Genomic DNA, 6,972 nt, shown 5'->3' with positions numbered 1-6,972 from the left:
TAGTGGTCTATTAGCGTTGCCCCTGTGCGGGGCGGCACTTACTTTCTTTGCCGCCGCAAAGAAAGATAAGCAAAGAAAGCGGCTAGAAGCCCCTGCTAAGTGGGCACCGTGGTCTGCTACGGGTAGTGGTGCGACTGGAATCCGTGTTCTCGCACATTCCGCGTTAGTGACAAAGGACTCATCAGCTCCCACTCCGCACTGCGTGCGTCGCGGACGGGTATGCATGGGAAACCCGGGGCTTCGTTCAAGATCTATGGGAGCCGTCGGCTTCGCCTCGGCGAGGCGCTCTGCACTCACCTGGGAACCCTAACTTCAAATGATATGGCAGGCGCCTTGCAGTCACGGTCACGGCACGGGTGCCGTTGCCGCTGCCGTTCCAAGCACAGTCGCGATGGCGTGGAAATGATGAAGCCACGGTTTGATGACGAGACGTGAGCGTCAAAACGCAGCGGGAGGCTTTATGAACGGCTCTTCGGCGCGCGCAGCGCCGCCGGAAGTATGACGCCCTTGTCACAAGCGCATGTAGTGGCACGAACACAGATTCCAGTCGCACCACTACCATGAGCGAGCTGCGGGACCCGCTTAGCAGGGGCATCTAGCCGCTTTCTTTTGCCTACTTTTCTTTGCGGCGGCAAAGAAAAGTAGGTGCCGCCCCGCACAGGGGCAACGCTAATAGACCACTAACAAATCAAGGAAAGGCCAAAGCCCCAGGAGCACTGACAAACAAGCGCCGCGAAGGCCAAAAACCAACCCCTAATCCCGCGGCGAAGAAGCCGCCCCATGACTTAACCAATCAAGCACAGCAGTAGCATCATCATCCGCCCCCTGTCGCGCCTTAGCGACAGTCTCAGCCACATCCGCGCTAGGCACAGCGCGCCGAATCGCCACCCCAACGGCAAGAATATCAATCATGACGAGATGCAGAATCCGCGAAATCATCGACAACTGCGACTCGCGAATCTCAATGTGATCGGTCTCCAAAGCGACAGTAGCCCGCTTGGCCAGCGCCGTATTGCTCGACGTAATGGCAATTACCTTCGCCCCCGCCTGCATGGCGACATCCAGCACGCGTAGCAACTCAGGCGCACGTCCCGACTTCGACACGGCGACAATCACATCGCCCTTGCCCAGCAACGCAGCAGACGCCGCCTGCATATACAGATCGCCGTAGGCAATCGTCGGAATACCAAACCGGAAGAACTTGTAGTGCGCATCCTGCGCGACGATATTCGAATTGCCGAGCCCGTAAAACTCGATGCGCCGCGCGCCGTTCAACAGATCAATGGCCCGCTCGACCTGGTCGAAATTCAAATGCTCGCGCAGCTGCAAAATCGCCGACACGGTGTTGTCCAGCACCTTCGCGCCGAAGTCCGTCGCGGTATCGCCCAGATGCACCTGGCTATGACTCACCGGAATCGTGCCGGTCAAACCCGTCGCCAGCTTCAGCTTGAAATCCGACAAACCCTGGCAGCCAAGCGAGCGGCAAAAGCGGATCACCGTCGGCTGGCTCACGTCGGCCTTGCGTGCGATGTCCACGATCGGATCGTTAATGATCGAACGCGGATGATTCAACGCGAGATCGGCCACGCGGCGCTCGGCCGGCGTCAACGCGTCGCGCATCTGGCGAATCCGCTCGAACACGGCCGATGAACTGCCGCCCGCGCGGTTCGACAACTGCTCCGCGAGAATCGCCGACACACCCAGAAACGCCGGGTATTCAGCGGTAATCACATAGGTCGGCACGTTCTGCAAATATGCCTCGAAGCGACCCTTCGCCTCGAACCGTTTGCGAAACGACGAACGCGCGAAGAACTCGCCAAGCCTCGGCACGACGCCGCCGCCAATGTAGATGCCGCCCAATGCGCCGAGCGTCACCGCGATATTGCCGGCGAAGGTGCCAAGAATGCCGCAGAACACGTCGACGGATTCGGCCGCGAGCGGCTCGCCTTCCATCGCGCGCTTGACGATCTCGATCGTGTCGACGTTCGCCGCCACGCGTTTCTTGTCGCGGCCCGCCAGCGCGCGGTAGATCACTTCGAGGCCGGGACCCGCCGCCACACGTTCGAACGAGACGTGCGACCACTTTTTGCGTGCGTACTGCAGCACGATGTCTTCGCGTTCGTCGGCCGGCGCGAAGGTCGCATGGCCGCCTTCGCTGCCGAGCGCGATCCAGCGGTCGTCGGCGGGAATCAGGCCGGACACGCCCATGCCGGTGCCCGGGCCGAGCAGGCCGATCACGCTGTTCGGACGGCGCGCGCCGCCGCCTACCTGTACGCGCTGCGCGTCGGTCAGGCCCGGCAGCGCCATGGCCAGCGCGGTAAAGTCGTTCACCACCAGCAACGTGTCGAAGCCCAGCGCACGGCGCGTGGCTTCGATCGAAAAGCTCCAGTCGTGATTGGTCATGCTGACCTGGTCGCCGTCGACCGGATTCGCAATCGCAATCGCCGCGTGATTCACGCGGCCGATCTTAGTGTCCTTCAGATACTTCTTGATGACTTCGGCAACGCCCGGATAGTCCGCGCACGGATAGACCTGCACCGAGCCGATTTCGCCCGGGCTGTATTCGAGCGCGAAACGCGCATTGGTGCCGCCGATGTCGGCGAGCAGCCTCGGTCCATCGGCGTGCTGGCCCGCGCCCGGAACAGCCTTAGTTTGCACACCAGTAGACATCGAGTCTCACTCCCTTGTCGTTTGCCAACTGCGAGATGGCATTTTTTTGTAGCGCAGCGGTGGCGGCATTCAGCACGTCCATCTTGCGCGGTCCTGCGATCAGCAAAAACAGGTGCTTCACTTCTTTCAGAGCGGAGAGCGACCAGCTCACACGCGCATGCGGCGCGCTGCCGGGATGCACGGCAACGAAGCGCTCGGCAGTGGTGATCGCGTAGTCCCATTCGGGCGCATCCGCGAAAATCGACGCGGTGTGGCCGTCTTCGCCCATGCCGAGAATCGCGACGTCCGGCACGGCGCTAAAGCGCGGGTCGGCGTTCAGCGCGGCAACGTGCGCGTTCAGGTCTTGTGTGGCGTCGACCAGCGGCCAGAAAGCGGCATTTTTCGCGGCGTTCTGCAACAGCGTGTCGTGCACGAGTTGCGAATTGCTCGCGCTGTCCGTTTCCGGCACCCAGCGGTCGTCGACCAGCGTCACGGCAATGCGCGCCCAGTCGAAGGATTGCGTGGACAACGTCTGCAGGAACGGACGCGGGCTGCTGCCGCCGGACACTGCAAGCATGGCCGGGCGCGCGTTGTTGGTTGACGTAGCCGTCTGTGCGGCGAGCGACGCATGTAACGCGTCGCCAACCGCCTTCGCCAACGCGTCGGATTGGGCGCGTTGATCGTCGAAAGCGTGAAGCTCGATCACTTCTCCTCCGTGCTGCTTTCTTGTTAGATCTGCGGAATGTGCCGTCCTGCTCTCACGCGATGCCTGCAAGTGGGATGACTTGCAGGCGCCTTCGTGATACCGGCGCCATTCCGTTCAGTTCGTCGGTGGGTCTCGCCGGCGCCGTGCCGTGCTTCGATCGGGATCGCGCATGGTACGACGCCGTAATTCAGTTGATTCAATTCTCTTCTTCGAGCCAGCAGGTGCCGTGCTGCGCCAACATCGCGCTCGCCGCTGCCGGCCCCCACGTACCTGCTGCATACGGCTTGGGCGGCTTGTTGGCGGTAGCCCATTCGTTGAGGATCGGTTCGACCCAACGCCACGCCGCTTCCTGCTCGTCGCGCCGCACAAACAGCGCGAGGCGGCCGTTGATGACGTCGAGCAGCAGACGTTGATACGCCTCCATTTGCCCTTCGCGGAAGAAGCGGTCGAACGCGAGGTCGAGGTGGACGCTGGCGAGGTTCATGCCTTCGCCTGGCTGCTTCGCGAGACAGTAGAGGCGAATGGTTTCGTTCGGCTGCAAACGGATCACGAGACGGTTCGCACCACCGCGCAACGCGGATGCGCCGAGTGCCGAGTGCGGCACCGCACGAAAATTCACCACGATCTCAGCGACGCGATCCGCGAGACGCTTGCCCGTGCGCAGGAAAAACGGCACACCGGCCCAGCGCCAGTTTTCGATTTCCACCTTCACCGCAACGAAGGTTTCGGTGTTGCTGTCCTGCTTCACGCCAGGCTCGGTTGCATACGCCGGCACCGCGCTGCCGCGGATCACGCCCGCATGATACTGGCCGCGCACGGCGACCTTGCCGATATCACGCGGATCGATCGGCTTCAACGCCCGCAGCACGCGCAGCTTTTCGTCACGGACCGAGTCGGAATCCATTGAATGCGGCGGTTCCATCGCGACGATGGAAAGCAGTTGCAGCAAATGGTTCTGCACCATGTCGCGCAAGGCGCCGGTGTTGTCGTAGAAGTCGCCACGCGCTTCCACGCCGAGTTCTTCCGCGATCGTGATCTGGATGCTTTCCACCCATTCGCGGCGCCACAGCGGTTCGAACAGCACATTGCCGAAGCGCAGCGCGAGCAGGTTCTGCACCGGCTCCTTACCGAGGTAGTGGTCGATCCGGTAGATCTGTTCTTCAGCGAAAATTTCACCGACTGCATCATTAATTGCGTTGGACGACTTGAGGTCGTAGCCGAGCGGCTTTTCCAGCACGATGCGCGAATTTTCGTTGAGCCCCACCGACGCCAGCGCGCGGCAGATCGGCACGAACAGCGACGGACCCGTGGCCAGATAGAACACCCGAATGCCGGGGCGGCCGCTCAAGGCGTCGCGCAGCAGCGTGAAGTCTTCGGGGTTGCCGAGATCGATCTTCACGAACTCGATACGGTCGAGGAAGCTCGCCCATGCTGTTTCATCCACACCGTTCTTCGACACGTGCGGTTTGACGTGCTCATTGACCCAGTCAATGTAGGCCGCACGATCCGCTATATGCCGCGCCACCGCGACGATCTTGCCACTGTCGGCCAGCATGCCGCCTGCACGGTGCGCTTCATACAGTGCCGGCAGAATCTTGCGCATCGACAGGTCGCCGGTTCCGCCGAAGAGAACGAAGGTGAAGCTTGAATCGGTTTGCATGTGTCTCCGTCGATATCCTGGGGCCGCCGTGGGGACCGAAAAAGGGCGACCGTAGTCCGATAAAATATTTTTTGACACTGAATTGTAGTTTAACTACAATCCAAATCAAGAGGTAGCGCTAATTCGATGAAAAAAGCGTGCGCTGTGAGGCTAGATGCGCGTTTTCCCGAATCGGCAGGCGTCCCCTGCATGTTAACGGACATTGCGTGAGAGCACGTGCCAGCATGCCCCCGGCGGTCCTTACGGAAGGCCGGAAAGCTGATCTGGCGTCAGGGTTAACGTGCAAGGCACCTCGAGTCTGCCGCGCGCGACGCGGGCAGGCAAAAATCAAAAGAGGAGACAGTCAGTTGCATCCCGAACCACTCATCTCTTGAGCTTCCAGCGGCCGGATATCGGTCCGCCGGCACATGCCTTAACGCATGCGCCCGACCGTGCTCGATCGCCCAGTGTTTTGCCTGTTTGAACCAACCACAGCACCCTGGCGACATCAGGGGCCATTTGTTTTTTGTTCAGGTGTCTGGAGGAGATAAGCAATGAAATTTCGCGCGATCATGGGCGCTTTGTGCGCCGCAGGTCTGATGTGTGGCGTCTCGGCCGTGCAAGCTGCCGAGTCGATCGAAGTGTTGCACTGGTGGACTTCGGGCGGCGAATCTAAAGCCGTCGGCGTCCTCAAGGACGACATGACGAAACAGGGTTACACGTGGAAGGACTTCGCGGTTGCTGGCGGCGCGGGTGCGGCTGCCATGACGGCACTGAAGACGCAGGTGATCTCGGGCAACGCGCCGAGCGCTGCGCAGATCAAGGGTCCGCTGATCCAGGACTGGGCTTCGCAAGGCGTGCTGGTGCCGATCGACTCGGCCGCAGCTGACTGGAAGAAGAACCTGCCGCCGGAAATCGACAAGATCATGCACGCGGACGGCCACTATGTGGCAGCACCGTTCTCGGTGCACCGCGTGAACTGGCTGTACATCAACAAGGCAGCGCTGGACAAGGCAGGCGGCAAGGTGCCGACCACGTGGCCTGAGTTCTTCGCGGTGGCCGACAAGATGAAGGCCGCGGGCATCCAGCCGATCGCGATGGGCGGTCAGCCGTGGCAAGACCTGACGCTGTGGGAAGACGTCGTGCTGTCGCAAGGCGCGGGCTTCTACAAGAAGGCGCTGGTTGATCTCGACGAGAAGACGCTGACGTCGGATCAGATGGTCGGCGTGTTCGACACGGTCCGCAAGATCCAGGGTTACTTCGACGCGGGCCGCACGGGCCGTGACTGGAACCTGGCAACGGCAATGGTCATCAACGGCAAGGCCGGCATGCAGTTCATGGGCGACTGGGCGAAGGGCGAGTTCGCCAACGCCAACAAGAAGGCGGGTTCGGACTACGTCTGCGCTGCTGTTCCGGGCACGGAAAAGTCGTACACGTTCAACGTCGACTCGTTCGTGTTCTTCCAGCAGAAGGGCGAGAAGACTGCAACGCCGGGTCAATTGGCATTGGCCAAGACGATCATGTCGCCGGAATTCCAGGAACAGTTCAGCCTGAACAAGGGTTCGATCCCGGTTCGTCTGGGCGTGTCGATGGCCAAGTTCGACGACTGCGCGAAGAAGTCGTACGCGGATGAACAAGTGGCGATCAAGTCGGGCGGCTATGTGCCTTCGCTGGCACACGGCATGGCGCAACCGGATGCAGCAGCCGGCGCGATCTCGGACGTGGTCACGAAGTTCATGAACTCGCAGCAGGATTCGAAGACCGCGGTTGCCGCGCTCGCGAAGGCTGCGAAGACCAAGTAAGTAGCGTCAAGCGAAGTAGTGCGCCTGGTCGTTCCCTTCGGGGGCGCTGGGCGCGTTCTTCGGAATGCTTGCAGCCGTTGCGTTACTTAGGGCGAGACACTTCACCCCTGGTTTCATCGAGTCACACCTATGCCGTTCCGGTCTCGCGTCTTTCGTGAGCGAGCGCCCCGGCGGTA

Annotated in this window: 4 protein-coding genes; 1 reads left to right on the top strand and 3 read right to left on the bottom strand. The window is 61.2% G+C overall.

Features of this window, described 5'->3' with window-relative positions:
- Positions 1-753: 753 nt before the first annotated feature.
- From BM438_RS34295 to zwf, 3 genes are all read right to left on the bottom strand, one after another.
- Positions 754-2,670, bottom strand: a complete 1,917-nt coding sequence (locus BM438_RS34295; RefSeq protein ID WP_093643975.1) for a bifunctional transcriptional regulator/glucokinase — start codon at positions 2,668-2,670, stop codon at positions 754-756.
- On the bottom strand, positions 2,648-3,355 hold the full coding sequence (gene pgl / locus BM438_RS34290) for a 6-phosphogluconolactonase (RefSeq protein WP_093643973.1): 708 nt from the start codon (positions 3,353-3,355) through the stop codon (positions 2,648-2,650). The genes BM438_RS34295 and pgl overlap by 23 nt, the downstream gene beginning before the upstream one ends.
- Before the next feature lie 196 nt (positions 3,356-3,551).
- Positions 3,552-5,015: a glucose-6-phosphate dehydrogenase gene (gene zwf, locus BM438_RS34285; RefSeq protein WP_093643971.1), complete on the bottom strand. Its 1,464-nt coding sequence runs from the start codon at positions 5,013-5,015 to the stop codon at positions 3,552-3,554.
- 533 nt (positions 5,016-5,548) lie between these two features.
- On the opposite strand from zwf, the gene BM438_RS34280 reads away from it, so the two are divergent.
- Complete coding sequence (locus BM438_RS34280; RefSeq protein ID WP_054035098.1) at positions 5,549-6,796, top strand: ABC transporter substrate-binding protein; 1,248 nt, start codon at positions 5,549-5,551, stop codon at positions 6,794-6,796.
- Positions 6,797-6,972 lie beyond the last annotated feature (176 nt).

The organism is Paraburkholderia aspalathi, from assembly GCF_900116445.1.
In the GTDB taxonomy this organism is placed as follows: domain Bacteria; phylum Pseudomonadota; class Gammaproteobacteria; order Burkholderiales; family Burkholderiaceae; genus Paraburkholderia; species Paraburkholderia aspalathi.
Note: the sequence above shows the minus strand (reverse complement) of the source record. Positions and strands in the feature narration are given on the sequence as shown.